We start from the raw sequence: 24,893 nt of genomic DNA, 5'->3' as shown, positions 1-24,893 counted from the left end.
CCAAGGACAACGCAACCGAGTCAAAAAAGCAACTGGGTAACTATTTTTTGACCGGAGTGTTCGCGTCCGGGTCGGACGCCGAGGCCGTCGCGACGGGCGCCACGGCCTCCGCGGCCCGCACCGCCATGCGCAGGGCCTCCGCCCTCGTGCGCCGTGCCGTCCGCAGGGCGTCCCAGGTCAGCACGATCAGCGCGACCCAGACCAGGGCGAATCCGGCCCAGCGCTCCGGCGGCATGGCTTCGTGGAAGTACAGGATGCCCAGTGCGAACTGGAAGACCGGTGCCAGGTACTGCAGCAGGCCCAGGACGGACAGCGGCACCCGGATCGCCGCCGCGCCGAAGCAGACGAGCGGGATCGCGGTGACGAGCCCGGTCGCGGCGAGCAGGGCCCCATGACCCGCGCCCCCGGTCAGGAACGTCGCGTCGCCGCTCGCGCCGAGCCACAGCAGGAAGCCGAGCGCGGGCACGAACAGCACGGCGGTCTCGGCGGCCAGGGACTCCAGGCCGCCCATGTTGACCTTCTTCTTCGCCAGGCCGTACGTCGCGAAGGAGAAGGCCAGCACCAGCGAGATCCACGGCGGCTGCCCGTAGCCGACCGCCAGCACGAGCACCGCGGCGAAGCCGGTGGCCACCGCGGCCCACTGTGCGGGCCTCAGCCGCTCGCCGAGCAGCAGGACGCCCATGGCGATGGTGACGAGCGGATTGATGAAGTAGCCGAGCGACGCCTCGACGACGTGTCCGTTGTTCACGGACCAGATGTAGAGGCCCCAGTTGACCGAGATCACGGCCGCGGCGACCGCTATCAGCCCCAGTCGCCGGGGCTGCCGCAGCAGCTCGCCGATCCACGCCCAGCGGCGCAGGACCAGCAGGGCGATGCCGACGACACCCAAGGACCAGACCATGCGGTGGGCGAGGATCTCCACCGCTCCCGACGGTTCGAGCAGAGGCCAGAAGAGGGGCACGAGGCCCCACATCCCGTACGCGCCGACTCCGTACAGCAGGCCTGCCCGCTGCTCGTTCTTCCCCTTCACGGGCCCTCCCGGCGATCCTGGTGCCGGCGGTCGGCCGACTGCACGACGGTAGCGCCGGAAAGGCCCTCTGTCATTGCCGTCTCACGGAAACGGTCGTGACAGGCGCTGGCGCGCCCCGGGGTGCCCGTTCGGGCGGCGAACCGCCGCGGGGGCACGCGTTCAGGAGGCCGCGACCGCCGCGGCGACCGTGTCGGCCAGGGGGGTGGTGGGGCGGCCGATCAGGCGGGCCAGGTCGCCGCTCGTCGCGGCGAGCGCGCCGCGCGCCACGGCCTCGTCCACGTCGACGAGGATCGCGGCGAAGGGCTCGGGCAGCCCGGCTCCGGTGAGGATCTCCTGGTGCACCGAGGCCGGCACGTTCCTGTACGTGATCTCCTTGCCGGTCGCCTCGGCCACCACGGCGGCGTACTCGGCCAGCGACCAGGCCACGTCACCGCTCAGCTCGTACGTGGCGCCGATGTGGCCGTCGCCCGTCAGTACGGCGGCGGCCGCGTCCGCGTAGTCGGCCCGCGTGGCGGAGGCGACGCGCCCCTCGCCCGCGTTCGCGACGACCGCGCCGTGCTCCAGGACGGGCGCCAGGTTCGCGGTGTAGTTCTCCGTGTACCAGCCGTTGCGCAGGAAGGTGTGGGGGAGGCCGGAGTCGAGGATCAGCTGCTCGGTCACCTTGTGCTCGGCGGCCAGCTGGAAGTCCGCGTCCGGTCCGCCCAGTACGCCGGTGTAGGCGAGCTGTGCCACTCCCGCCGCCTTGGCGGCGTCGATCACGGCGGTGTGCTGGGGAACGCGCCTGCCGACCTCGTTCGCCGAGATCAGCAGCACCCGGTCGCCGGCGCGGAACACGCCGGTCAGGGTCTCGGGCCGGTCGTAGTCGGCGACCCGGAGCTCCACGCCCCGGGCGGCGAGCGGCGCGGCCTTCTCCTTGTCGCGGACGACCGCCGCGACCGACTCGGCGGGGACCGTGGCGAGCAGCCTCTCGACGACGAGGCGGCCGAGCAGGCCGGTGGCTCCGGTGACGACGATGCTCATTGTTTCCTCCTGGTGTACCGGCCGGGTCCGCCGGCCGGTCGCGCTGATCCTGGGGACGTGGTCCCTGAACTCTTCGCACTCACTCTAGGAGGTGCACTGTCGATGCGAAAGTACCCACTTTGGAGTAAGGTACTGGCATGAGCGTAAGCGGTGTCCGGGTCCCGGGTGTGAACCAGCCGATGTGTCCCTCCCGGCTGGTGCTGGAACACGTCACCAGCCGCTGGGGCGTGCTGGTGCTGGCCGCGCTGCTGGAGCGCCCGTACCGCTTCGGCGAGCTGCGCCGCACCGTGGGCGGGGTCAGCGAGAAGATGCTCGCCCAGACCCTGCAGACGCTGGAGCGCGACGGATTCGTGCACCGCGACGCCAAGCCGGTGATCCCGCCGAGGGTGGACTACTCGCTCACCCCGCTCGGCAAGGAGGCCGCCGAGCAGGTCTGGGGCCTGGCACGGTGGGCGGAGCGGCGGGTGGAAGCGGTGGAGAGCGCCCGCGAGACGTACGACGGGGCCCGGAGCCAGGCGGCTCCGGGCCCCGTCGGGCGGTGACGACGGCGGATCAGCCGACCACGGTCCAGGTGTCGTTCCCGGCCAGCAGGGTGCTCAGGTCGCCCTTGCCGTGCTGCTCGATCGCGGCGTCGAGCTGGTCGGACATGAGCGAGTCGTAGACCGGGCGCTCCACACTGCGCAGGACCCCGATGGGGGTGTGGTGCAGGGTGTCCGCGTCGGCCAGCCGCGACAGCGCGAACGCCGTCGTGGGGCTGGGGTTGTGGGCGTCGTGGACGAGGATCTGGGACTGGTTGTCCTCGGTGACCGCGACGACGGACAGGTCTCCGGTGAGGGGGTCGCGGACGACGCCCTTGGAGTCTTCGGATCCGAAGCGGATCGGCTTGCCGTGTTCGAGGCGGATCACCGCCTCCTCGGCCCGTTCCTTGTCCTTCAGCACCTCGAAGGCGCCGTCGTTGAAGATGTTGCAGTTCTGGTAGATCTCCACCAGCGCGGTGCCGGGGTGGTCGGCCGCCGCGCGCAGCACGCTCGTGAGGTGCTTGCGGTCGGAGTCCACGGTGCGGGCGACGAAGGAGGCCTCCGCGCCCAGGGCGAGTGAGACCGGGTTGAAGGGGGCGTCGAGGGAGCCCATCGGCGTCGACTTGGTGATCTTGCCGACCTCTGAGGTGGGGCTGTACTGCCCCTTCGTCAGCCCGTAGATCCGGTTGTTGAACAGCAGGATCTTGAGGTTCACGTTGCGGCGCAGGGCGTGGATCAGGTGGTTGCCGCCGATGGACAGCGCGTCCCCGTCGCCGGTGACGACCCAGACGGACAGGTCGCGGCGGGAGGTCGCCAGCCCCGTGGCGATGGAGGGGGCGCGGCCGTGGATCGAGTGCATCCCGTACGTGTTCATGTAGTACGGGAAGCGGGACGAGCAGCCGATGCCGGAGACGAAGGTGATGTTCTCCTTGGCCAGGCCCAGTTCGGGCATGAAGCCCTGCACCGCCGCGAGGACCGCGTAGTCACCGCAGCCCGGGCACCAGCGCACCTCCTGGTCGGACTTGAAGTCCTTCATGGACTGCTTGCCCTCGGCCTTGGGAACCAGCTGGAGGAGCTCGTTGGCGTTGGCGTCAGGCACCGATGGCCTCCTTGAGGACTGTGGCGAGCTGCTCGGCCTTGAAGGGCATTCCGTTGACCTGGTTGAAGCTCTGTGCGTCCACGAGGTACTTGGCTCTCAGGAGCAGGGCGAGCTGACCCAGGTTCATCTCCGGGACGACGACCTTGTCGTAACGCCGTAGGACCTCGCCGAGATTGGCGGGGAAGGGGTTGAGGTGGCGCAGGTGTGCCTGGGCGATCGTCTCGCCGGCCGCGCGGAGACGGCGCACCGCCGCGGTGATCGGCCCGTACGTCGAACCCCAGCCCAGGACCAGCGTCGTCGCCCCGGCCGGATCGTCGACCTCCAGGTCGGGGACCCGGATGCCGTCGATCTTGGCCTGGCGGGTGCGGACCATGAATTCGTGGTTGGCCGGGTCGTAGGAGATGTTCCCCGTGCCGTCCTGCTTCTCGATCCCCCCGATCCGGTGCTCCAGACCCGGGGTGCCCGGTACCGCCCACGGGCGGGCCAGCGTCTCGGGGTCCCTCTTGTAGGGCCAGAACACCTCGGTGCCGTCCGCGAGTTCGTGATTCGGACCGGTCGCGAACTGTGTCCGCAGGTCCGGGAGGCTGTCGGCCTCGGGGATCCGCCACGGCTCGGAGCCGTTCGCGAGATACCCGTCCGAGAGCAGGAAGACCGGGGTGCGGTAGGTCAGCGCGATCCGGGCCGCGTCCAGGGCGGCGTCGAAGCAGTCCGCCGGGGTCCTCGGTGCCACGACCGGAACCGGTGCCTCACCGTTGCGCCCGTACATGGCCTGAAGCAGGTCGGCCTGTTCGGTCTTGGTCGGCAGACCGGTGGAAGGGCCGCCGCGCTGGATGTCGATGATCAGCAGCGGCAGCTCCAGCGACACCGCCAGACCGATCGTCTCCGACTTCAGCGCCACACCCGGACCCGACGTCGTCGTGACGCCCAGTGAACCACCGAACGACGCCCCCAGCGCCGCCCCGATCCCGGCGATCTCGTCCTCCGCCTGGAAGGTCCGCACACCGAAGTTCTTGTGCTTGCTCAACTCGTGCAGGATGTCGGACGCCGGAGTGATCGGATACGAGCCGAGGTACACCGGCAGGTCCGCCTGCCGGCCCGCCGCGATCAGCCCGTACGACAGCGCCAGATTCCCTGAGATATTGCGGTAGGTGCCCGTCGGGAAGGCCTGTGAGGCGGGTGCGACCTCGTAGGAGACAGCGAAATCCTCCGTCGTCTCACCGAAATTCCAGCCCGCACGGAACGCCGCCACATTCGCCTCGGCGATGTCCGGCTTCTTGGCGAACTTCGACCGGAGAAACGTCTCCGTCCCCTCGGTCGGACGGTTGTACATCCACGACAACAGCCCGAGCGCGAACATATTCTTCGACCGCTCGGCCTCCTTGCGGGAAAGTCCGAACTCCTTCAACGCCTCGATCGTCAATGTCGTCAACGGCACCGGATGCACGTTGTATGCCTCGAGAGAACCGTCCTCCAGAGGAGACTCGGTGTATCCGACTTTCGCCATCGGACGCTTGGTGAACTCATCCGTGTTCACGATGATGTCCGCCCCGCGCGGAACATCGTCGATATTCGCCTTCAATGCCGCGGGATTCATCGCGACCAGCACATTCGGAGCGTCGCCCGGCGTCAGGATGTCGTGGTCGGCGAAATGCAGTTGGAACGACGAGACGCCCGGCAGGGTTCCGGCGGGCGCCCGGATCTCGGCAGGGAAGTTGGGCAGCGTCGACAGGTCGTTGCCGAACGACGCCGTCTCCGACGTGAAGCGGTCGCCCGTCAACTGCATACCGTCACCCGAGTCACCCGCGAAACGGATGATCACCCGGTCCAGACGGCGGATTTCCTTCTCGGCGGCACCCGCACGAACAATGTGCGGGGCGCGCTGTTCCCCGACGACAGCCTCGCTGGCCTCATCGGACTTTCCGGCTGGGCTACTGACCTGGCTGGTCACTGAACTGGACCTCCCTCGGGGCGGCGGCTCGGGACCGGCCGGCCCGCCGGCGGTCCAGGCCCCACCCTACTTCTGTAAGGGTCGCCTTCCTCGGACCGGTCATATGGTGGACGCGTTTCCGACAATGAATACGTCACGCTCTGCCACATTTCCCGGGCCCCCTCAGCCGACGTCCGAACCCCCTCGTACTCATCCTTTCGTCCTAGGTCCCGGGGAATCGTTCGACTGCGGGTGGATCATCCAGATGATCACAGATAGATCATCGCGTCGTCATGAGTTCAGATAAGTGAGAACGGCGAGAACGCGTCGGTGATCCCCGTCACTGGGGGACAGGCCGAGTTTCAGGAAGATGTTGCTGACGTGCTTCTCCACCGCTCCGTCGCTGACCACCAGCTGCCGGGCCACGGCCGAATTCGTACGCCCCTCCGCCATCAGACCGAGGACCTCCCGCTCGCGTGGCGTGAGTCCCGCCAGCACGTCCTGCTTGCGGCTGCGGCCCAGGAGTTGCGCCACCACCTCGGGGTCCAGCGCGGTCCCGCCCCGCGCCACCCGCACCACGGCGTCCACGAACTCCCGTACCTCCGCGACCCGGTCCTTGAGGAGGTAGCCCACCCCGCGGCTGCTGCCGGCCAGCAGTTCGGTGGCGTACTGCTCCTCGACGTACTGCGACAGGACCAGCACCCCGATGTCCGGGTGGTCCTTGCGCAGCCGCACCGCCGCCCGCACGCCCTCGTCGGTGTGGGTCGGCGGCATCCGCACATCGGCGACCACCACGTCCGGCAGGGCGTCCTGCCCCGCGAGGTCGCTCACCGTCTTGATCAGCGCCTCGGCGTCCCCGACCCCCGCGACGACGTCGTGCCCGAGATCGGTCAGCAGCCGGGTGAGTCCCTCCCGGAGCAGCACCGAGTCCTCGGCGATGACGACTCGCACTCTTTCCTCCACGACGTTGTGTCCCCCACTGTCGGTGTTGCGTGTGTACGCGCTCCCGCGCGCCGCTCGTGTGTCCAGCATTCCAGCTTCGGCGCCCCCGTGAGCGTGGACCAGTGGTTCCGGCACCGCCGGTACGCACCGCAGTGCCCCGGACGCCGTGGTGGCGTCCGGGGCACTGCGGGTCCGGCCCGTGCACGGGGCCCGGGGCTCAGCCCCGCCAGGGCAGTTCGGCCGTGATCGTCGTCGGGCCGCCCGCGGGGGAGTCGACGACGAGGACGCCGTCCACCGCGTCCAGCCGCTCCGTCAGCCCGGCCAGCCCGCTGCCCGTCGACACCCCGGCGCCGCCCGTCCCGTCGTCCCGTACCTGGAGCATCAGCCGGTCCTCCGTCCGCCACACGTCGACGGAGGCGCGGGTGGCCCGGGCGTGCTTGCTGACGTTCTGGAGTAGTTCGGAGACCGTGAAGTACGCGATGCCCTCGATGGCCTGCGCGGGCCGTGACTCCAGATCCACGACGACCTTCACGGGGACGGCGCAGCGGGAGGCGATGGCTGAGAGTGCGGCGTCGAGGCCGCGGTCGGTGAGGACGGCGGGGTGGATGCCGCGGGCGAGGTCGCGGAGTTCCTGGAGGGCGACCTTGACCTCTCCGTGTGCTTCGTCGACCATGCGGGCCGCGGCTTCCGGGTCGTCGGTGAGCTTCTCCTTCGCCAGCCCCAGGCCCATGGCGAGGGCGACGAGGCGGGCCTGTGCGCCGTCGTGGAGGTCGCGCTCGATGCGGCGCAGGTCCGCGGCGGCCGTGTCCACGACCACACCCCGGTCCGACTCCAGCTCCGAGACCCTGGTGGCCAGCCGGGAAGGACCGAGGAGACCCAGGACCATGACCCGGTCCACGGCCACCAGACCGCGGACGATCCACGGCGTGACCAGGACGACCGCCAGGCCCGACGCGCTGGTCACCGCCATCTCGAAGGAGGAGTCCAGATAGACCTGGTGCGTCCGGTCGCCGTACAGCTGGATGCCGTCGATGCCCGCGTACGCCGGGAAGACCCAGCGCCAGAGCGGATAGGTGAACGCCGCCCAGCCGTAGGCCCAGAGGTTGACCGCGACGACGAACGCGAACGTCGCCCACGGCATGTGCAGCACCGCGTAGAGGAGATGCCGCCAGGACACCCCGCTCTTCAGCACGGCACCGACCCAGGACATCAGGCCGCCCTGCCCGCGCATCGGCGCGGGATCCGCGATGTCCAGCCCCAGCAGAGCGCGTGCCCGGGCCCGCTCCACGGCACCGAAACCGCGGCACACCGCCAGGCCGGCCGCGAGTATCGGAATGCCGAGGAAGGTGATCAGCATGCCCAGTCCCAGCGACACCATGGTCACCGCGAAGCAGAACAGCACCAGGCTGATCGGCAGGCTCAGGAGCACGTAGCCCAGTTCCCGCCACGTACGCGCCTCGAAGGGCGCGCGCAGCGCCGCCGGCAGGAGGTGCTTCGCCGGGGGGCGGCTCCCCGCCCCGGTACCGGGCCTGTGGCGGTCCCGCGTGTCCGGTCCGTATGCCGTGGCCATCAGTGGCGTCCGTCCGTTTCTTGTGGGCGGGGACTCCCCGCGGGTCTTCGTGGGGAGGATGCCCCCGTAGGTTCCTGCGGGCCGGTGCTCCCCGCGGGCCGATCAAAGGGCTGATGTCTCAAGACTGCTGTGCCGGGAGCCACCGCACCATGAGGGCGGTCTCCGTATCCGGCAGGGGGTTTTCCCCACCATCGGGCGCCCCTGGCCGAAGCCGGGGGGAGCCGCTCCCCGCGGCGGTGCGGGGAGGGCCCGCGTCGCCGTACGCGCGGTGTGGTCGCGGGGCGCGGGCTGCCGGTTCACGCCGCGCCGACCCGCTCGGTCCCGGTGCCCGCGCGGTCGCGCCACGGCAACTCCGCGGTGACCGTGGTGGGGCCGCCCTCGGGGGAGTCCAGGACGAAGAGCCCGTCGACGGCTCCCAGACGCTCCGCCAGCCCCGACATGCCCGTGCCGCCGTCCAGCCGGGCGCCGCCCGTCCCGTCGTCCCGTACCTGGAGCATCAGCCGGTCGCCCGTCCGCCACACGTCGACGGACGCGGCGCGGGCGCGGCTGTGCTTGCTGACGTTCTGGAGGAGTTCGGAGACCGTGAAGTACGCGATGCCCTCGATGGCCTCGGCCGGCCGGTCCGAAAGCGTCACGGTCACGGTCACGGGGACGGTGCAGCGGGAGGCGATGGCTGAGAGTGCGGCGTCGAGGCCGCGGTCGGTGAGGACGGCGGGGTGGATGCCGCGGGCGAGGTCGCGGAGTTCCTGGAGGGCGACCTTGACCTCTCCGTGTGCTTCGTCGACCATGCGGGCCGCGGCTTCCGGGTCGTCGGTGAGCTTCTCCTTCGCCAGCCCCAGGCCCATGGCGAGGGCGACGAGGCGGGCCTGTGCGCCGTCGTGGAGGTCGCGCTCGATGCGGCGCAGGTCCGCGGCGGCCGTGTCCACGACCACACCCCGGTCCGACTCCAGCTCGGCGATCCTGCGCTCCAGTTCGTCGGACGGCGAGAGCAGACCCCGCGCCATCGCCCGGTCCGCGTTCGTCAGACCGCGCACGATGAACGGGAGGACGGGCCAGAGGACGAACAGGCCCACCAGCGTCACGACGAACGTCGCCACACCCCACGGCAGCCGGATGAACGAATACAGCAACGCCCGCCAGCCCACCGGATCCTTCAGCCCCGCCCACAGCCAGGTGAAGAAGCCCTGGTCCCGGCGGCTCCGAGCCATGGGGCTCGGCTCCTCGATCCGCACCCCCAGCATCCCCCGCGCCCGGCCGCGCTCCACCCGGCCGAGCCCGCGCGCCCCTTGCAGCCCCAGGGCGAGCAGCGGCAGACCGACCACCGTGACGGAGAGCCCGGCACCCACGCCGATCAGGAACACGGTGTACACGAACCCGGCGACGGCCATCGGCAGGTTGGCCAGGAGAAACGCGATCTCCTTCCACGTCCACCGGTCGAAGGCGAAGCGCGCGGGCGGCGGCCGGTCGTTGTCCGGCACGGAGGGGCTCATGGTCATGGGACCAGCGTGCCGGGCCGGACGAGCCCACGCCATGGGGTTCGTGGGTGGGGCCGAGTAGGGATAACCCCACCTCGCCCCGTGCCTCCTCGGTCCCCTCCTGCCCCACCCGTTCTGCCACGGGGCTGCTGACCCTCTCTTTGACAGGGCCTAGACTCCCGTGCGTACAGACCGTCGAACAGGTTGAGGGAGCGAGGGACGGACGTGGCGGACGTGCCGGGACCGACCGTTCTCGCGTCGGACTACTTCCAGAGCTACTCAGTGGTCGGACTGCTCGCCCTGGTGGGCGTGCTGTTCGTCGCCGTCGCCTTCGGGGCCGGCCGGCTGCTGAGGCCCGTGGTCCCGACGCCGGAGAAACTCCTCACGTACGAGTGCGGTGTCGACCCCGTAGGGGAGGGTTGGGCCCACACCCAGGTTCGCTATTACGTGTACGCCTTCCTGTACGTGATCTTCGCCGTCGACTCGATCTTCCTGTTCCCGTGGGCGACGGTGTTCGCGGCCCCGGGATACGGGGCGACGACGCTGGTGGAGATGTTCATCTTCCTCGGTTTCCTGGCCGTGGGACTGCTCTACGCATGGAAGAAGGGCGTCCTCGAATGGACGTGACGAGCCGGTCGAACCCCGAACCCCCCGTGCCGCTGCCCGATCCGACGACACTGCCCGAGCCGAAGAGGCTCGGAGTGCTGTCCCGGCTCGCGCCCGAGCCGATGAAGGTGGTCCTCAACTGGGGCCGCCGCTACAGCCTGTGGGTCTTCAACTTCGGACTCGCCTGCTGCGCCATCGAATTCATCGCGGCCTCCATGGCGCGGCACGACTTCATCCGGCTCGGCGTCATCCCGTTCGCGCCCGGGCCCCGGCAGGCCGACCTGATGGTCGTGTCCGGCACGGTGACGGACAAGATGGCCCCGGCCGTGAAGCGGCTCTACGAGCAGATGCCCGAACCCAAGTACGTCATCTCCTTCGGCGCCTGCTCCAACTGCGGGGGCCCGTACTGGGATTCGTACTCCGTGACGAAGGGCGTCGACCAGATCATCCCCGTCGACGTCTACGTACCCGGCTGCCCGCCCCGGCCCGAGGCGCTCCTCCAGGGCATCCTCAAGCTCCAGGAGAAGATCGCCCGCGAATCGCTCGCCGAGCGGTACGCCACCGAGAGCACCGGCCGGCCCTCGGCAGCGGCCCTGCGCAGCGGTCTCGTGGCAGCCCCGAAGGCGCCGGGGGAGGAGCGGAAGTGACCGCCTCGGACGCCTCGGGCCCCTCGGACGCCTCGGGCCCCTCGGACGCCTCGGGCCCCTCGGACGCCTACGACCGGCTGCCCGACGCCGTCACCGACGTCTTCGGCGCCGACGCCACCGCCGCGCACGCGTACGACCTGCTCACCGTCGACGTTCCCGCCGCCTCCTGGGTCAGGGCCCTGGAAACGGCGCGCGACGAGCTGGGCTGCACCTACTTCGACTGGCTGAGCGCCGTCGACGAACCGGGCACCGGCTTCCGTGTCTGCGCCCACGTCGCCGCCCTCGGCGGCGGCACGGTCCGCCGTCTGCTGCTCCGTACGACCGTCCCGCACGAGGCCGCCGGCCTGCCCACCGCCGTCGGCGTCTACGCGGGCGCCGCCTGGCACGAGCGCGAGACGCACGAGATGTTCGGCATCGATTTCGCGGACCACCCCCACCTGGTCCCGCTGCTGCTGCCCGACAGCTTCGAAGGCCACCCGCTGCGCAAGGACTTCGTCCTGGCGGCCCGGGTCGCCAAGGCCTGGCCGGGGGCGAAGGAACCGGGCGAGTCGGAACACGGCGGGCCCAAGCGGCGCACGATGCTGCCGCCGGGCGTCCCGGACCCCAACGAGTGGGGCCCGCTCAAGGGGCAGCTCCCGCCCGCTCCGGCCCGGCCGGCGCGGGCGGCCCGTGCGGCGGGCGACCGCCCGGTGCGCCGGGCGCGCAGCGCGAGCGAGGGCTCGGCGGCGCAGCGGACGGACGCTGCTGAGACCCCGCAGACGGCACCGCCGCGCCGCACCCGCAGCGCCTCCCAGGGATCGGCGAGCCAGGCCACCGGCTCGGCCCCCGAGACTCCCGCAACCACGCCTCCGGCAGCCACGCCTCCGGCGGGTACGACGGAGTCGGGTACGGAGGAGTCGGGTACGGAGGAGTCGGGTACGACGGACATAGGTACGACGACGGACTCAGGTACGACGGGTGCCGGCAAGACGAAGGGCGGCGGCGACGCGACACGCGCGAAGGGAGCGGCCGGCAGCGCGGACGCGCCCTGGCACGACGCGCAACCCGCTTTCGGCGACGCACCCGAGCAGCCCGCCCCGGAGCAGCCTGCCCCGAAGCAGTCCGCCCCGGTGGAGCCCGGGCAGCCGTCGCAACCCGAGCCCGAGCGGCCGGCAGCGCCTGAGCCCGAGCAACCGCCGGTGTCCGAGCCTGAGGCGAAGCCGGAGCGGCCGTCGGCCCCCGGGCCCGAGCAGCCTGAGCCCGAGCAGCCCGCGCAGCCGTCGCAGCCTGAGCCCGAGCAGCCCGTGTCCGAGCCGGAGCCCGAGCAACCGTCGCAGCCCGCGCCCGAGCAACCGCCGGTGTCCGAGCCTGAGCCCGACCCGGATTCCCCCGGAGATTCTCCCGGACCCGACCGACCCACCGGAGGCGATGCCGCGTGAACGACGTACTCGACGTCGCCCTCCGCCTCCTCATCGTCTTCGCCGTGTTCATGGTGGTCCCGCTCGTCGTGGGGCAGGCCGAGCACAAGGTGATGGCCCACATGCAGGGCCGCCTCGGCCCCATGTACGCGGGCGGCTTCCACGGCTGGGCCCAGCTCGTCGCGGACGGGGTGAAGTTCGCGCAGAAGGAAGACGTCGTACCGGCCGAAGCGGACCGCCGCATCTTCCAGATGGCCCCCGCCGTCGCCCTGCTCCCGTACCTCCTCGTGATCGTCGCCATCCCGATCGGCCCCGGGGAGGGAGCGGTCGGCCAGGTCGTCGACGCGGGCATCTTCTTCGTGCTGGCCGTCATGGGCGTCGGTGTGCTCGGCTCGCTGATGGCGGGCTGGGCCTCGGCCAACAAGTTCTCCCTCCTCGGCGGTCTGCGGACCGCCGCGCAGCTGCTCGCCTACGAACTACCGATGCTGCTCGCCGCCGCGTCCGTGGCCATGGCGGCCGGCACCGTCTCGCTCCCCGGCATCCTCAACGCCTTCGAGTGGTGGTGGCTGCCCTGGCAGATCGTCGGCGCCCTGGTCTTCTTCGTGGCGGGGCTGGCCGAACTCCAGCGCCCGCCCTTCGACATGCCGGTCGCCGACTCCGAGATCATCTTCGGCGCGTACACCGAGTACACGGGTCTCCGCTTCGCCCTGTTCCTGCTCGCCGAGTACGCCGGCATCGTCGTCCTGTGCGGTCTGACGACCGTCCTCTTCCTCGGGGGATGGCACGGGCCGTTCGGCGCCGACGGGCTCGGGTGGGTGTGGACCCTGCTCAAGACCGGTGTGCTCGCGTTCGTCGTCATCTGGCTCCGGGTCACCTATCCCCGCCTGCGCGAGGACCAGCTGCAGAAGCTCGCCTGGACCACGCTCATCCCCCTCGCCCTCGCGCAGATCGCGCTCACCGGCATCGTGAAGGTGGCGATCAACTAGTGCCCCCGATCCCCGGCTCAGGCCTGGCCAAGGGCCTCGCCGTCACTCTGCGGACCATGACGAAGCGGACGGTCACCGCGCAGTACCCGGACGTCCAGCCCGAACTGCCGCCCCGCACCCGGGGCGTCATCGGACTGTTCGAGGAGAACTGCACGGTCTGCATGCTCTGCGCCCGTGAATGCCCCGACTGGTGCATCTACATCGACTCCCACAAGGAGACGGTGCCCCCGGCCGCCCCCGGCGGCCGAGAGCGCAGCCGCAACGTCCTGGACCGCTTCGCGATCGACTTCGCCCTGTGCATGTACTGCGGTATCTGCATCGAGGTGTGTCCCTTCGACGCCCTCTTCTGGTCGCCCGAGTTCGAGTACGCGGAGACGGACATCCACGAACTGACCCACGAGCGCGACAAGCTCCGCGAGTGGATGTGGACCGTTCCTGAGCCGCCCGCTCTCGACCCTGGGGCCGAGGAGCCCAAGGAGATCGCCGCCGCGCGCAAGACCGCCGACAAGCTCCGGGCCCAGGAGGAACGAGAGGCCCAGGAAGCCCGAGAGGCCCAGGAAACCCGCGAGACCCAGGAAGCCCGCGAGGCCGCAGAATCGCCGGAAGACCGGTCGGACCGGGCAGCGGAACAGGAGGGGCAGGAGTGATCCTCTCGGCCACCGCCGGCCACCCCGGCTTCCTCTCACCGACCGGCGTCGAGATCGCCTTCCTCCTGGTCGGGCTCGCCACCTTCGGCGCAGCCGTCGTCACCGTCACGACCAGGCAACTCGTGCACGCCGCACTGTGGCTCGTCGTGGCGCTCGGCGGCATAGCTGTGGAGTACCTCCTGCTCACCGCCGAATTCATCGCGTGGGTGCAGGTCCTGATCTACGTCGGTTCCGTCGTGGTCCTCCTCCTCTTCGGGCTGATGCTCACCAGAGCCCCCATCGGCCGCTCCCCGGACGCCGACTCGGGCAACCGGTGGATCGCACTCGGAGCGTCCGTCGCCGCGGCCGGCGCACTCGTCTGGGTCGTCGTGGACGCCTTCCGCACGACCTGGATCGATCTGGACGGCCCCGCCCAGGGCTCCACCAAGGCGTCCGGGGAATTCCTCTTCCGGAACTGGGTGCTCCCCTTCGAAGCGCTCTCCGTCCTGCTGCTCGCCGCGCTCGTCGGCGCGATCGTCCTGTCCCGCAAGGACCGTCAGGACACCCGGGCCGGCCGAACCGGCCCCGACCGCACGGAACGGCCCGTCGCCGACCGGGAGGACAAGAGCTGATGCACCTCGCCTATCCCGCCGTCCTCGCCGTCCTCCTCTTCTGCACGGGGCTGTACGGAGTGCTCGCCCGCCGCAACGCGATCCTCGTCCTGATGTCCGTCGAGCTCATGCTCAACGCCGTCAACCTCAACCTCGTCGCCTTCGACGTCTGGCTCCGCGACGCACTCCACGGAGGGCAGGCCCTGACCCTCTTCACGATCGCCATCGCCGCTGCCGAGATCGGCATCGGCCTCGCGATCGTCCTGGCGGTGTACCGCAACCGCGGCAGCTCCGACATCGACCGCCTGCGCGACACCGCGGAGACCGACGACGCCGAGACGCTCCCCGACGGCGACGGCGACGACGCCCGGGACACCACCGCAGACCAGGCCACTGCTCCGGCAGGGAAGGCAAAGAAGGCAGAGGCCACCGCGTGACCACCACGACCCTCGCCGTCCTCGTCCCCCTCCTCCCCTTCCTGGGGGCCGCCGCAGGACTCCTCCTGGGCCGCACCGCGCCCGGCTTCGTCCGCCCCCTCGCGGTGCTGCCGACTCTCGCCGCCGCCGTCCTCGCGGTCCTCGTCGCGTCACGCCAGGGCGGCGGCCGGCCCATCGACGCCGTGACCCGGCTGACCCCCACCGGCTCGGTCCCGATCGACCTGGCCCTGCACCTGGACGGCTTCGCCGTCCTCGTCGCCGTCCTCGTCGGGCTCGTCGCCACCTGCGTCCAGGTCTACTCGACGGCGTACCTCAAGGACGACGCCCGCTACCCCTCGTACGCGGCCCTCGTCTCCCTGTTCACCTCCGCGATGCTGCTCGTCGTCTACTCCGGCGACCTCATGGTGCTCCTGGTCGGCTGGGAGATCATGGGCATCTGCTCGTACTTCCTCGTCGGCCACTACTGGGAGACCCCCGAGGCGCGCGCGGCCTCCCTCAAGGCCTTCCTCGTCACCAAGCTCGGCGACGTGCCCTTCCTCATCGGCCTGTTCGCACTCGCCGCGGACACCGGTACGTTCCGCATCACCGGCATCCTGGCCGCCGTCGGCAACGGCGGGCTCGACCACCCCACCCTCATCGCCCTGCTGCTCCTCGCCGGGGTCGCGGGGAAGTCCGCGCAGTTCCCGCTGCACACCTGGCTGCCCGACGCGATGGCCGGCCCCACCCCCGTCTCCGCGCTCATCCACGCCGCGACGATGGTCGCCGCCGGAATCTACTTCGTGGCCCGGCTCCTCCCCGTGTTCGCCGCCTCCGGCGCCGCCCTCGTCGTCCTCGCGGCGATGGCCGCCGTCACGATGATCGGCTCCGGACTCGCCGCACTGGCACAGGACGACATCAAGCGTGTGCTCGCCTACTCGACCATCGGCCAGCTCGGCTACATGTCCGGCGCCCTGGCCGTCGGCGACCGCGGGGCCGCCGTCTTCCACCTCATCTCGCACGGTGCGTTCAAGGCCGTCCTGTTCCTCGCGGCCGGTGTCGTCATCCACGCGGCGGGCACCAACTCACTCGCCGCCATGTCCCGCATGAGCGGCCTGACCAAGCGCATCCCCGACGCCTTCTGGACGATGACCGTCGCGCTCCTCGCGCTGGCCGCCATCCCTCCGTTCGCCGGCTTCTTCTCCAAGGAAGCCGTCCTCGTCGCCGCCGAGCACACCGCCTTCGGAGACCGCGACGTCGCCCCGGCGGCAGCCGGCTGGCTGGTCCTCGTCGCCGGACTCGCCGCCGCGGTCCTCACCGCCGCCTACGCCACCCGGCTGTGGCTCCTCGCCTTCCGGGGCCGCGGTCCCGAGGCCGCCGACCACGGCAGGCAGCCCCTCGCGATGACCTCCGTCCTCTGGGTACTGGCCGTCCCCACGATCGCCTTCGGCCTCACCACCGGTGTCCTCATCGACTGGTTCGACGGACACAGCCTCGCCCCCTCCCTCACGACCGCCGTCCTCTCCACCGGTGTCGGGCTCGTCGGCGGGCTCGTCACCTACGGGGCATGGCGCCACACCACAGCGCTCGCCGAACGTCCCCCGGTCGGCGCGGTCGCCGCCCACCCCGACGCCGAACCCGCCCTCGTGGAGGCCGAGGCGATCGCCTCGCACACCGCGGCGTACGGCACCATCGCGGGCGCCCCGGACCCGTCGGACCCCGGCAGGCTCCTGCTGGGCCCGCTGCACCGCCACGCGGTCACCGGCTTCCACCTGGACGCCCTGTACACGGCACTGTTCGTCCGCCCCACGGCCGCCGCCGCGCAGCTGGTGCGCTTCCTGGACCGTGAGGTGGTCGACACCTACGTGCGCGGCTCGGGCGGCATCGCCCGCGGACTCGGCACCCTGGTCCGCCGCGCCCAGACCGGCAACGTGCAGACCTACCTGGGCGCGCTGCTCGCCGGAACCCTTGTCCTGGCGATCGCCGCCGTCGTCTTTGCCAACGTCTACGCCGGGGCGTGAGCCGTGTTCGATATCAGCGCATCCGTGATGCAGTTCCTTCTGGCGTTCGTCGTCGTCGCCCCGCTCCTCGGCGCGGTCGCCGCGCTCCTGCCCGCCCCTCCCGGGCTCAAGGGCAGGAACCCCGACCAGGCCGTGCTGCGCCACGGCGTGACCGTCACCGGCGCCGTGCTCGTCGCCGCGCTCGTCCTCGCCGCGGGATTCGACCACGACCACCCGTCGAAGATGCAGGCCACCACGGACATCAGCTGGATCCCGGCACTCGACGTCCGGATCCACCTCGGCACCGACGGCATCTCGCTCCCCCTTCTCGTGCTGACCGCGCTGCTGACGTTCCTCTGCGCCCTCTACAGCTACTTCAAGCCCCCCGCAGGCCCCTCCCCGAAGGCCTTCGTCGCACTCGTCCTCGTCCTCGAGTCCGGCACCCTGGCCACCTTCGCCGTCCTCGACCTGCTGCTGTTCTTCCTGGCCTTCGAGATGGTCCTCATCCCGATGTACTTCCTCATCGCCCGCTGGGGCGGCGACCGGAAGCAGCCCGCCGCCTGGAAGTTCATCCTCTACACCCTGCTCGGCTCCGTGGTCATGCTGCTGGGGCTGCTCCTCATCGGACTGGAGAGCGGCACCTTCGACATGGTGGCACTCGCCACTGACAACGGCCGCGGCCTCACCGCATCCGTGCAGGTCATCGCCGTACTGGCGGTCGGCGTCGGGCTGGCCGTGAAGACCCCGATGTGGCCCCTGCACAGCTGGCTGCCCGACGCCCACACCGCAGCCCCGACCGTCGGCTCCGTCCTCCTCGCAGGCGTCCTGCTGAAGATGGGAACGTACGGCTTCGTCCGTATCCTGCTCCCCGTCGCCCCCGACGGGATGCAGACCTTCGCGCCCTACCTCGCGGCGTTCGCGGTCGTCGGCATCATCTACGGCTCCCTCGCCTGCCTAGCCCTCGCCCGGCCCGGAGCCAAGGGCGACCTCAAGCGCCTCATCGCCTACTCCTCCGTCGGCCACATGGGCTTCGTGCTCCTCGGCATCGCGACCATGACCCCGACCGGTGTGAACGGCGCACTGTTCGCGAACATCGCCCACGGCCTCATCACCGGACTGCTGTTCTTCCTGGTCGGCGCCGTCAAGGACCGCTACGGCACGGCGGACCTCGACACCCTGTCCGGGGCCACCGGCGCCGCCCTCTACGGCCGCGCGCCCCGGCTCGGCGGCCTCCTCGCATTCGCGGCCGTCGCCTCCCTCGGGCTCCCCGGCCTCGCCGGGTTCTGGGGTGAGATGCTCACGCTGTTCGGCGCCTTCGACCCCGCCGAGGGACTCAGCCGCCCCGCCTTCCTCACCTTCATGTCCATCGGAGCCCTCGGCACCCTGCTCACGGCCGCGTACATGCTGATCGTCGTACGCCGCGTCTGCATGGGCGAGCAGCGTGAGCAACCCCACCCGGTCGCCGACATCCAGCACTACGAGATCGCCGCCTGGACGCCGCTCGCCGCCCTGACCGTCCTCGCCGGACTCTGGCCCGCCGTCCTCCTCGGCCTCACCGACCCGGCCGTGCAGAAGCTCCTCGCAGGAGGCAAGTCGTGACCGTGGCAGCCGACAGCGCAACCGGGGCGGCGAGCCTCGTCCAGTCCGTCGACTGGCTCGCGATCGCGCCCCCCGTCATCGCGGCGTCCGTGGCCCTGATCGTCCTCGTCGCCGACCTCTTCGTGGCCGGACGGCACAAGCCGCTCCTCGGCTACGGGGCCGTCGCGGGACTCGTCGCCGCCCTCGCGGCGCTCGTCCCGCTGCGGGCCGGCGACCGGTCCACCTTCTGCCTCACCGACGGGTCGCAGGCCTGCAGCTACACCGCCGACCACTTCGCGCTCGTCATCCAGGCCCTCGTACTCGGCGGAGCCCTGCTCACCGCCCTGCTCTCGATCGGCGACACCCGCAAGCTCCCCGCCGGCGAATTCTGGTTCCTCCTGCTCGCCTCCGCCTCGGGCGCCGCCCTGCTGCCCGCGGCCCGGGACCTCACCACCCTCGTCATCGCCCTCGAAGTCGCCTCGCTCCCCGCGTTCGCGCTCGTCGGCATCAAGCGTGGCGACCGGCGCTCCTCCGAAGCGGCCCTGAAGTTCTTCCTCTCCTCCGTCGTCGCCACCGCCGTCATGCTCCTGGGCGTCAGCTTCGTCTACGCGACGACCGGGACCATGCACCTCACGGAGATCGCCGCCCGCCTCGACGACGTACCGGGCAGGTTCTCCACGCTCGCCGAAGCCGGCGTCGTGCTCACCCTCGTCGGCTTCGCCTTCAAGACCGCCGCCGCGCCGTTCCACTTCTGGGTCCCCGACACCTACGTGGGAGCGCCGCTCCCCATCGCCGCCTACCTCTCGGTCGTCGGCAAGGCGGTCGGCTTCTCGGGCCTCGTCCTCGTCACGGTGATCGGCTTCCCGTCGTACGCCGACGTCTGGGGGCCCGCGCTGGCCGTCCTGGCCGCGCTCACCATGACCATCGGCAACGTCGCGGCGCTCCGGCAGACCGCCACCCGCGCCCGCAGCGCCGTACGCCTCCTCGCCTGGTCGTCCGTCGGCCAGGCCGGCTACCTGCTCGTGCCGATCGCCGCCGCCGCGTACTCCAGCGACGAGCAGATCGGCTCCACCGTCGCCTACGCCCTGATGTACGCCGTGGTGAACCTCGGGGCCTTCGCCGTGGCCGCGCTCGTCGCCCGCAGCCACCCCGGCAACCGCCTGAGCGACTATCGCGGCCTCTACGCCGCCCGCCCCCTGGCCGCGCTCGCCATGGGCTTCTTCCTGCTCTGCCTGGCGGGCCTGCCGCCCGGCATCATCGGCCTCTTCGCCAAGGTCACGGTCTTCTCCGCGGCCGTCGACGCCGGACTCGGCTGGCTCGCCGTCGTCATGGCCGTCAACGTGGTGATCGCGCTCTACTACTACCTCCGGTGGACCGCCGCGCTCTTCGTGGCCCCGGAGCCGGACACGGCGGCCGGGGCGGCGTCCCCCGCACCCCGGCACAGGGCCCCCGCCCCGCTCACCCTGGCGATCGCCCTCACCGCCGTAGCCGGAATCACACTGTCGGGCGCGCCCCAGCTCATCCTCCGATTCGCCGCCGTCAGCCTCTTCTGACCAGCCCCGACCGGCTTGCCCGTGGAGCCGTGCACAGGGCATGGTCTTGCGTGCACAGGTCACGTAACAGCGCACGCAAGACGAGCACGTATGAAGAGCACGCACGAAGAGCACAGAGGAGTCAGAGCGGTGCTGAACGGTTTCAAGGACTTCATCCTCCGCGGGAACGTCATTTCCATGGCCATCGGCCTCGCCGTGGGAGCCGCCTTCACCGCCGTCGTCACCGGCTTCAGCAACGCGTTCATCGTGCCGCTGATCGGTCTCTTCACACGGGGTACGGGCGACTTCAGCAAGGCCTCCTACACCGTCGACGGCGTGGAGTTCCCCTACGGCCTCTTCATCAGCGCCGCCATCGCCTTCATCATCACCGCAGCGGTCCTCTACTTCCTGGTCGTCCTGCCGATGGCCAAGGTCCAGAACCGCTTCACGGCTAAGGAGGAGGAGCAGAAGGCGGACATCAAGGCCGCCCTGCGCGACTGCCCCCGCTGCTTCACCGAGATCCCCGCCGTCGCCACCCGCTGCGCGCACTGCACCAGTGACGTGGAGCCGGACGCCGAGGCCCGCGCCCTCGCGGGACTCCCCGCGCAGCGCTGACGCACCGCCGCGGGGGTTCCACCCGTCCGCGGCGGACAGGCCACCCGTACGGCCCAGGGGCGGATCCGACCGGATCCGCCCCTTCTGCCTGTGCCCCCGGCCACCTCGCACAAGGGAACTAGCTTCCCTCGCCTCGCGTTGACCAGTACGGGAGGCTCCACTGGGGAGTGGAGCACCACCGAGCAAGGGTTCCCCTGCTGCACCACTTAGGAGGGCGTACCGTGCACCGCCGGCACAACGGGCTGAAAACCGCTGTACTCCTCGGGGGCCTCTCGGCCCTCATCATCGTCATCGGCAGCTTCTTCGGACGGACCGGCCTCGTCGTGGCCGTTCTCGTCGCGCTCGCGACCAACGCCTACGCGTACTGGAACAGCGACAGGCTCGCCCTGCGCGCCATGAGGGCACGACCGGTCAGCGAATTCGAGGCCCCGCAGCTCTACCGCACCGTGCGCGAGCTCTCGACGGCGGCCCGTCAGCCCATGCCCCGGCTCTACATCTCCCCGACCCAGGCGCCCAACGCCTTCGCCACCGGCAGGAACCCGCGCAACGCCGCCGTGTGCTGCACCGAGGGGATCCTCCAGATCCTCGACGAGCGTGAACTGCGCGGCGTCCTCGGGCACGAGCTGAGCCACGTCTACAACCGCGACATCCTCATCTCGTCCGTCGCGGGCGCCCTCGCCTCGGTCGTGATGTTCCTCGTCAACTTCGCATGGCTCATCCCCGTGGGCCGGTCCGACGACGACGACGGCCCCGGCCTCCTGGGGATGCTCCTCGTCATGATCCTCGGCCCGCTCGCCGCCTCCGTGATCCAGCTCGCCGTGAGCCGCTCCCGTGAGTACCAGGCCGACGCGTCCGGCGCCCAGCTCACCGGTGACCCCCTCGCCCTGGCGTCCGCCCTGCGCAAGCTCGACGCCGGGACCAAGCAGCTTCCGCTCCCACCCGAACCACGGATCGAGACCGCGAGTCACATGATGATCGCGAACCCGTTCCGTCCCGGCCAGGGCATGTCCAAGATGTTCTCCACCCATCCGCCCATGGCCGATCGCATCGCCCGACTCGAGCAGATGGCAGGTTATCGACCGTGAAGACAATCCTGAACGTCATATGGCTGGTCCTGTGCGGGCTCTGGATGTTCCTCGGCTACATGGCCGCGGGACTCCTGCTCTGCATCACGATCATCGGCATCCCCTTCGGCGTCGCCGCGTTCCGCATCGGCGTCTACGCCCTCTGGCCCTTCGGCTACACCGTCGTCGACCGTCACGACGCCGGCGGCGGCTCCCTCATCGGCAACGTCCTGTGGGTGATCCTGGCCGGCTGGTGGCTCGCGCTCGGCCACATCTTCACCGGCATCGCCCTGTGCGTCACGATCATCGGAATCCCGCTGGGCATCGCGAACTTCAAGCTGATCCCCGTCTCTCTGATGCCCTTCGGCAAGGAGATCGTCCGCACCGACCAGCCGTTCGCCACCCGCTGACAGGACGGCCCGGCCGGAACCCGCCCGCCCGCGCAGGCGTCTTGGCTTGCAGGAACAAGCGACGGGTAGGAACGCGAACATGAGCATCATCAGCTGGATCATCCTGGGGCTGCTGGCCGGCGCCATAGCCAAAATCCTTCTGCCGGGCCGCGACCCCGGCGGCATCGTCGGCACCACCCTCATCGGGATCGTGGGTGCCTTCCTGGGCGGCTGGCTGTCGTCCCGCTTCCTCGACCGCCCCATCAGCACGGACTTCTACGACACGGCCACCTGGGTGGCCGCCATCGCCGGCTCCCTGGTCCTGCTGATCGCCTACCGGCTGCTCTTCGGCAACTCCCGCGACCGCCGCTGACCGCGCCCCGCGCGGCCCCGCGCACGGCGACGGGGCGGGCCGTGCCACCCGGCACGCCCCGCCCCGCCCGCGACATGCTGCACTCGGCAGCGAACGCCCTACCGGTAGTTGGCGAACTGCACGGCGAAGTCGAGGTCCTTGCCCTTGATCAGCGCCTGCACCGCCTGCAGGTCGTCCCGGCTCTTGGAGCTGACCCGCAGCTCCTCGCCCTGGACCTGCGCCTTGACACCCTTCGGGCCCTCGTCCCGGATGATCTTGGCCACCTTCTTGGCGTTCTCCTGGGAGATGCCCTCCTCGATCGTGGCGAAGATCTTGTACTCCTTGCCGGAAAGCTGCGGCTCACCCGCGTCCAGCGACTTCAGGGAGATCCCGCGCTTGATCAGCTTGGACTGGAAGATGTCGAGGATCGCCTTGACCCGCTCCTCGCCGTTCGCCTCCATCAGGATCTTCTCGCCGGACCAGGAGATCGACGCGCCCGTGCCCTTGAAGTCGTAGCGCTGGGAGATCTCCTTGGCGGCCTGATTGAGGGCGTTGTCGACCTCCTGCCGCTCGACCTTCGAGACGATGTCGAAACTGGAGTCGGCCATGACGTGTGGCTCCTTGCGTCGTATGCGTTGGGTACGGCACAAAGCCTAGCCACCCGCGCTCGTGCCCGGTGCTGATCAACCGGGTGGCGTAGCACCCCCGGGTATCGGGTATCGTTTACGTCGTCGCCAAGGAGCCCTGACGGGGATCCGAGGCGTCGTTCCAGGCGGTGTGCCCGAGTGGCCAAAGGGAGCAGACTGTAAATCTGCCGGCTCAGCCTACCCAGGTTCGAACCCTGGCGCCGCCACAGGACGGGAAACCCCGTCCGACCTGCTTTAACCGCAGGTCGGGCGGGGTTTTTTCGTGCGTGGACGGTGGGCCGCGGAGTACAGCCACCCGAAGAACGGGCTGTCGGTTCCGTAGTGAGAGGCGCTCGGGTTCGCCCCCGACGCGTCAGGCAGGATGAGGGCTCCAGTCGCGTGGGAGGGGCCTGGGGTGGGTTAGGTACTGCAGGTGGTAACCGCGGGGGACGAGCTGCGCAGTGGCGTCGGCGGGCAGCGAGCCGCCGTCCGGGCTGACGGGGCACTGGTGCTGGGGCCGCTGGATGCGCCGACGAAGAAGCGGTCCCCAACAGTCAGCCCGAGCTCCCGGCCCCTGGGGCGGTTGGGCGCGCGAAGGGCCTGGGTAAGGACGAGTTCGAGGCCGTGGAGCTGGACCGTCACCGTGACAACGAATGCCTGATCTCGTCCAGCACCGGCCAGGCCGTCTCCTTCGGATCACCGACGGGCAGACTGGGCGTCATCCAACGGCTGGAAGCAGACAGCGTGCAATCCGACATATTTCGCATCGGCGCCAGCCTCGCGACTGCCACCGTGCTGGCATTCGCCCCGTCCGCTTGCGGGACAGCCGAACCCGCCCCCACTCCGAAGGCCGTCACTCATGCCGAACTGGTCGGCCGGTGGGACGGGGAGGGGGAATGCGGGTCACCGATCGTCCGGCTACGCGACGACTACACCTTCTCCAGCAACGACTTTCCGGTCCAGTGGGACGGCCCCGTGCCGGACTCGCAGGTGACGCGTCTTTCAAGCGACGGGATATGGCATGGGGTCAACAACGACCCCGGCCTGACGCCTTATCTGGTGCTCAGTTTCAAGAATCACAGCGACTATCAGTCTCTGCCGTTCTATCTGGAGCACGGAAAGCTGTGGATGGACGGGACGGTCCGCGCGGACGGCGGGGACCCCTATCCCTACACATGCCACTACAAACGCACTTCCGTCGACCCTGAGGCCTAGGCCTGCGTGGGGTCGACAGTGAAGCGCTCGGGAGAGGCCGCGCGGACGTAGGGGTCGGTGACGGAGCGGACACCGCACCTGCCACGCGCATCCGGCTGCCGGGCTCAGGCTCGGTGGTTTGGTGGAGCCGGCCGTCGAACCAGACGACCAGGCGGACCCCCTCGCCACCGTGCAGGTTCGCCAGCAAGAGTCGGTCGCCGTCCGGCCACTCGGTGTCCTCGGGGTAGGGGCTGCCCGCGGAGGGGAACTGCCGGGCGTCGGTGAGGCCGGAGAGTTCCGCGAAGCGGGTGAGGCCGGAGTTGCGTCCCTGCAGGCGCCCGTCGCCTCGATCCTGCCGAACTGGGCCACCGCGGCCCCGAAGGCGAACAGGCCTCCACCGGCGGCGAACGCACCCGCCCCGAGGGCGTTCAGCCTGCGGAGACGAGCCACCGACACGGTGTCCGCGCTTCGCGGACGGGACTCCGGTTCGCCTGCGGCCCGCACGGTGAGGCGGCCGCGCTTGCGTGCCGCTCGTGATTCCCAGACAGCGGTGCTTCCGTCGCTGAGGTGCCACGTCAGCCGGGTGGTGAACGGCCCCGCGCCCTCGGCGGTCTCCTCGGTTCGGGTCACCCGGTGACTTTAGCCTTGTGATGCGCATTCATCCCGATTCATGCGC

Annotated in this window: 24 protein-coding genes, 1 tRNA gene and 1 pseudogene; 17 read left to right on the top strand and 9 right to left on the bottom strand. The window is 70.4% G+C overall.

Going from position 1 to position 24,893, the window contains the following annotated elements:
* Positions 1-40: 40 nt before the first annotated feature.
* Together rarD and LWJ43_RS13390 are read right to left on the bottom strand one after the other, a co-directional pair.
* A complete protein-coding gene (gene rarD / locus LWJ43_RS13395; RefSeq protein ID WP_277332482.1) occupies positions 41-1,030 on the bottom strand; it encodes an EamA family transporter RarD in 990 nt (329 codons plus the stop codon).
* 159 nt (positions 1,031-1,189) lie between these two features.
* Positions 1,190-2,050 carry an SDR family oxidoreductase gene (locus LWJ43_RS13390; protein ID WP_277332481.1) on the bottom strand — a complete coding sequence of 287 codons (861 nt, stop codon included), beginning with the start codon at positions 2,048-2,050 and terminating at the stop codon, positions 1,190-1,192.
* A 137-nt stretch (positions 2,051-2,187) separates the two neighbouring features.
* Here LWJ43_RS13390 and LWJ43_RS13385 point away from each other — a divergent pair, with 137 nt between their 5' ends.
* A complete protein-coding gene (locus LWJ43_RS13385) occupies positions 2,188-2,592 on the top strand; it encodes a winged helix-turn-helix transcriptional regulator (RefSeq protein ID WP_277332480.1) in 405 nt (134 codons plus the stop codon).
* Positions 2,593-2,602: 10 nt separating this feature from the next.
* On the opposite strand, the gene LWJ43_RS13380 is transcribed toward LWJ43_RS13385, so the two are convergent.
* From LWJ43_RS13380 to LWJ43_RS13360, 5 genes are all read right to left on the bottom strand, one after another.
* On the bottom strand, positions 2,603-3,604 hold the full coding sequence (locus tag LWJ43_RS13380) for a 2-oxoacid:ferredoxin oxidoreductase subunit beta (protein WP_385448379.1): 1,002 nt from the start codon (positions 3,602-3,604) through the stop codon (positions 2,603-2,605).
* A 55-nt stretch (positions 3,605-3,659) separates the two neighbouring features.
* Positions 3,660-5,615 carry a 2-oxoacid:acceptor oxidoreductase subunit alpha gene (locus LWJ43_RS13375; RefSeq protein WP_277332478.1) on the bottom strand — a complete coding sequence of 652 codons (1,956 nt, stop codon included), beginning with the start codon at positions 5,613-5,615 and terminating at the stop codon, positions 3,660-3,662.
* A gap of 270 nt (positions 5,616-5,885) precedes the next feature.
* Positions 5,886-6,545 carry a response regulator transcription factor gene (locus LWJ43_RS13370; RefSeq protein WP_277332477.1) on the bottom strand — a complete coding sequence of 220 codons (660 nt, stop codon included), beginning with the start codon at positions 6,543-6,545 and terminating at the stop codon, positions 5,886-5,888.
* Positions 6,546-6,753: 208 nt separating this feature from the next.
* Complete coding sequence (locus tag LWJ43_RS13365; protein ID WP_277332476.1) at positions 6,754-8,106, bottom strand: sensor histidine kinase; 1,353 nt, start codon at positions 8,104-8,106, stop codon at positions 6,754-6,756.
* 296 nt (positions 8,107-8,402) lie between these two features.
* Positions 8,403-9,602, bottom strand: coding sequence for a sensor histidine kinase (locus LWJ43_RS13360; RefSeq protein ID WP_277332475.1), 1,200 nt, complete (start codon positions 9,600-9,602; stop codon positions 8,403-8,405).
* 204 nt (positions 9,603-9,806) lie between these two features.
* On the opposite strand from LWJ43_RS13360, the gene LWJ43_RS13355 reads away from it, so the two are divergent.
* From LWJ43_RS13355 to LWJ43_RS13290, 14 genes are all read left to right on the top strand, one after another.
* Positions 9,807-10,208 (top strand): NADH-quinone oxidoreductase subunit A, encoded by a 402-nt coding sequence (locus LWJ43_RS13355; RefSeq protein ID WP_014154653.1) that lies wholly within the window; start codon positions 9,807-9,809, stop codon positions 10,206-10,208.
* A complete protein-coding gene (locus LWJ43_RS13350) occupies positions 10,199-10,834 on the top strand; it encodes an NADH-quinone oxidoreductase subunit B (protein WP_277332474.1) in 636 nt (211 codons plus the stop codon). The genes LWJ43_RS13355 and LWJ43_RS13350 overlap by 10 nt, the downstream gene beginning before the upstream one ends.
* Entirely contained in the window at positions 10,726-12,252 is a 1,527-nt protein-coding gene (locus LWJ43_RS13345; RefSeq protein ID WP_462100948.1) for an NADH-quinone oxidoreductase subunit C, read from the top strand. The genes LWJ43_RS13350 and LWJ43_RS13345 overlap by 109 nt, the downstream gene beginning before the upstream one ends.
* The gene (locus LWJ43_RS13340) at positions 12,249-13,217 is read left to right on the top strand and encodes a complex I subunit 1/NuoH family protein (RefSeq protein ID WP_277332473.1); all 969 of its coding nucleotides are present in this window, start codon (positions 12,249-12,251) and stop codon (positions 13,215-13,217) included. Before LWJ43_RS13345 ends, LWJ43_RS13340 begins: the two co-directional genes overlap by 4 nt.
* Positions 13,217-13,864: a NuoI/complex I 23 kDa subunit family protein gene (locus LWJ43_RS13335; protein ID WP_277332472.1), complete on the top strand. Its 648-nt coding sequence runs from the start codon at positions 13,217-13,219 to the stop codon at positions 13,862-13,864. The genes LWJ43_RS13340 and LWJ43_RS13335 overlap by 1 nt, the downstream gene beginning before the upstream one ends.
* On the top strand, positions 13,861-14,475 hold the full coding sequence (locus tag LWJ43_RS13330; protein ID WP_277332471.1) for an NADH-quinone oxidoreductase subunit J family protein: 615 nt from the start codon (positions 13,861-13,863) through the stop codon (positions 14,473-14,475). The genes LWJ43_RS13335 and LWJ43_RS13330 overlap by 4 nt, the downstream gene beginning before the upstream one ends.
* Positions 14,475-14,891, top strand: a complete 417-nt coding sequence (gene nuoK / locus LWJ43_RS13325; RefSeq protein WP_277332470.1) for an NADH-quinone oxidoreductase subunit NuoK — start codon at positions 14,475-14,477, stop codon at positions 14,889-14,891. The genes LWJ43_RS13330 and nuoK overlap by 1 nt, the downstream gene beginning before the upstream one ends.
* Positions 14,888-16,888 carry an NADH-quinone oxidoreductase subunit 5 family protein gene (locus tag LWJ43_RS13320; protein ID WP_277332469.1) on the top strand — a complete coding sequence of 667 codons (2,001 nt, stop codon included), beginning with the start codon at positions 14,888-14,890 and terminating at the stop codon, positions 16,886-16,888. The genes nuoK and LWJ43_RS13320 overlap by 4 nt, the downstream gene beginning before the upstream one ends.
* 27 nt (positions 16,889-16,915) lie before the next feature.
* Entirely contained in the window at positions 16,916-18,466 is a 1,551-nt protein-coding gene (locus tag LWJ43_RS13315; protein WP_277335880.1) for a complex I subunit 4 family protein, read from the top strand.
* Complete coding sequence (locus LWJ43_RS13310; protein WP_277332468.1) at positions 18,463-19,998, top strand: NADH-quinone oxidoreductase subunit N; 1,536 nt, start codon at positions 18,463-18,465, stop codon at positions 19,996-19,998. The genes LWJ43_RS13315 and LWJ43_RS13310 overlap by 4 nt, the downstream gene beginning before the upstream one ends.
* A 129-nt stretch (positions 19,999-20,127) precedes the next feature.
* A complete protein-coding gene (mscL, locus tag LWJ43_RS13305; protein WP_277332467.1) occupies positions 20,128-20,592 on the top strand; it encodes a large conductance mechanosensitive channel protein MscL in 465 nt (154 codons plus the stop codon).
* 221 nt (positions 20,593-20,813) lie between these two features.
* Positions 20,814-21,677, top strand: a complete 864-nt coding sequence (gene htpX, locus LWJ43_RS13300) for a zinc metalloprotease HtpX (RefSeq protein WP_277332466.1) — start codon at positions 20,814-20,816, stop codon at positions 21,675-21,677.
* A complete protein-coding gene (locus tag LWJ43_RS13295) occupies positions 21,674-22,066 on the top strand; it encodes a YccF domain-containing protein (RefSeq protein WP_277332465.1) in 393 nt (130 codons plus the stop codon). The genes htpX and LWJ43_RS13295 overlap by 4 nt, the downstream gene beginning before the upstream one ends.
* A 79-nt stretch (positions 22,067-22,145) precedes the next feature.
* Positions 22,146-22,418: a GlsB/YeaQ/YmgE family stress response membrane protein gene (locus tag LWJ43_RS13290; RefSeq protein WP_277332464.1), complete on the top strand. Its 273-nt coding sequence runs from the start codon at positions 22,146-22,148 to the stop codon at positions 22,416-22,418.
* A gap of 98 nt (positions 22,419-22,516) precedes the next feature.
* Here LWJ43_RS13290 and LWJ43_RS13285 read toward each other — a convergent pair whose 3' ends face one another.
* On the bottom strand, positions 22,517-23,005 hold the full coding sequence (locus tag LWJ43_RS13285; protein ID WP_014154639.1) for a YajQ family cyclic di-GMP-binding protein: 489 nt from the start codon (positions 23,003-23,005) through the stop codon (positions 22,517-22,519).
* A gap of 163 nt (positions 23,006-23,168) precedes the next feature.
* On the opposite strand from LWJ43_RS13285, the gene LWJ43_RS13280 reads away from it, so the two are divergent.
* Positions 23,169-23,250 (top strand) — tRNA-Tyr (locus tag LWJ43_RS13280).
* 397 nt (positions 23,251-23,647) lie between these two features.
* Entirely contained in the window at positions 23,648-24,238 is a 591-nt protein-coding gene (locus LWJ43_RS13275) for a hypothetical protein (RefSeq protein ID WP_277336070.1), read from the top strand.
* A 312-nt stretch (positions 24,239-24,550) separates the two neighbouring features.
* On the opposite strand, the pseudogene LWJ43_RS13270 reads toward LWJ43_RS13275, so the two are convergent.
* Positions 24,551-24,847: pseudogene (locus LWJ43_RS13270) on the bottom strand (hypothetical protein); the annotation flags it as partial.
* Positions 24,848-24,893 lie beyond the last annotated feature (46 nt).

This window comes from Streptomyces sp. JH34, assembly GCF_029428875.1.
Taxonomy (GTDB): domain Bacteria; phylum Actinomycetota; class Actinomycetes; order Streptomycetales; family Streptomycetaceae; genus Streptomyces.
This window is presented reverse-complemented; position numbering and strand designations above follow the sequence as displayed.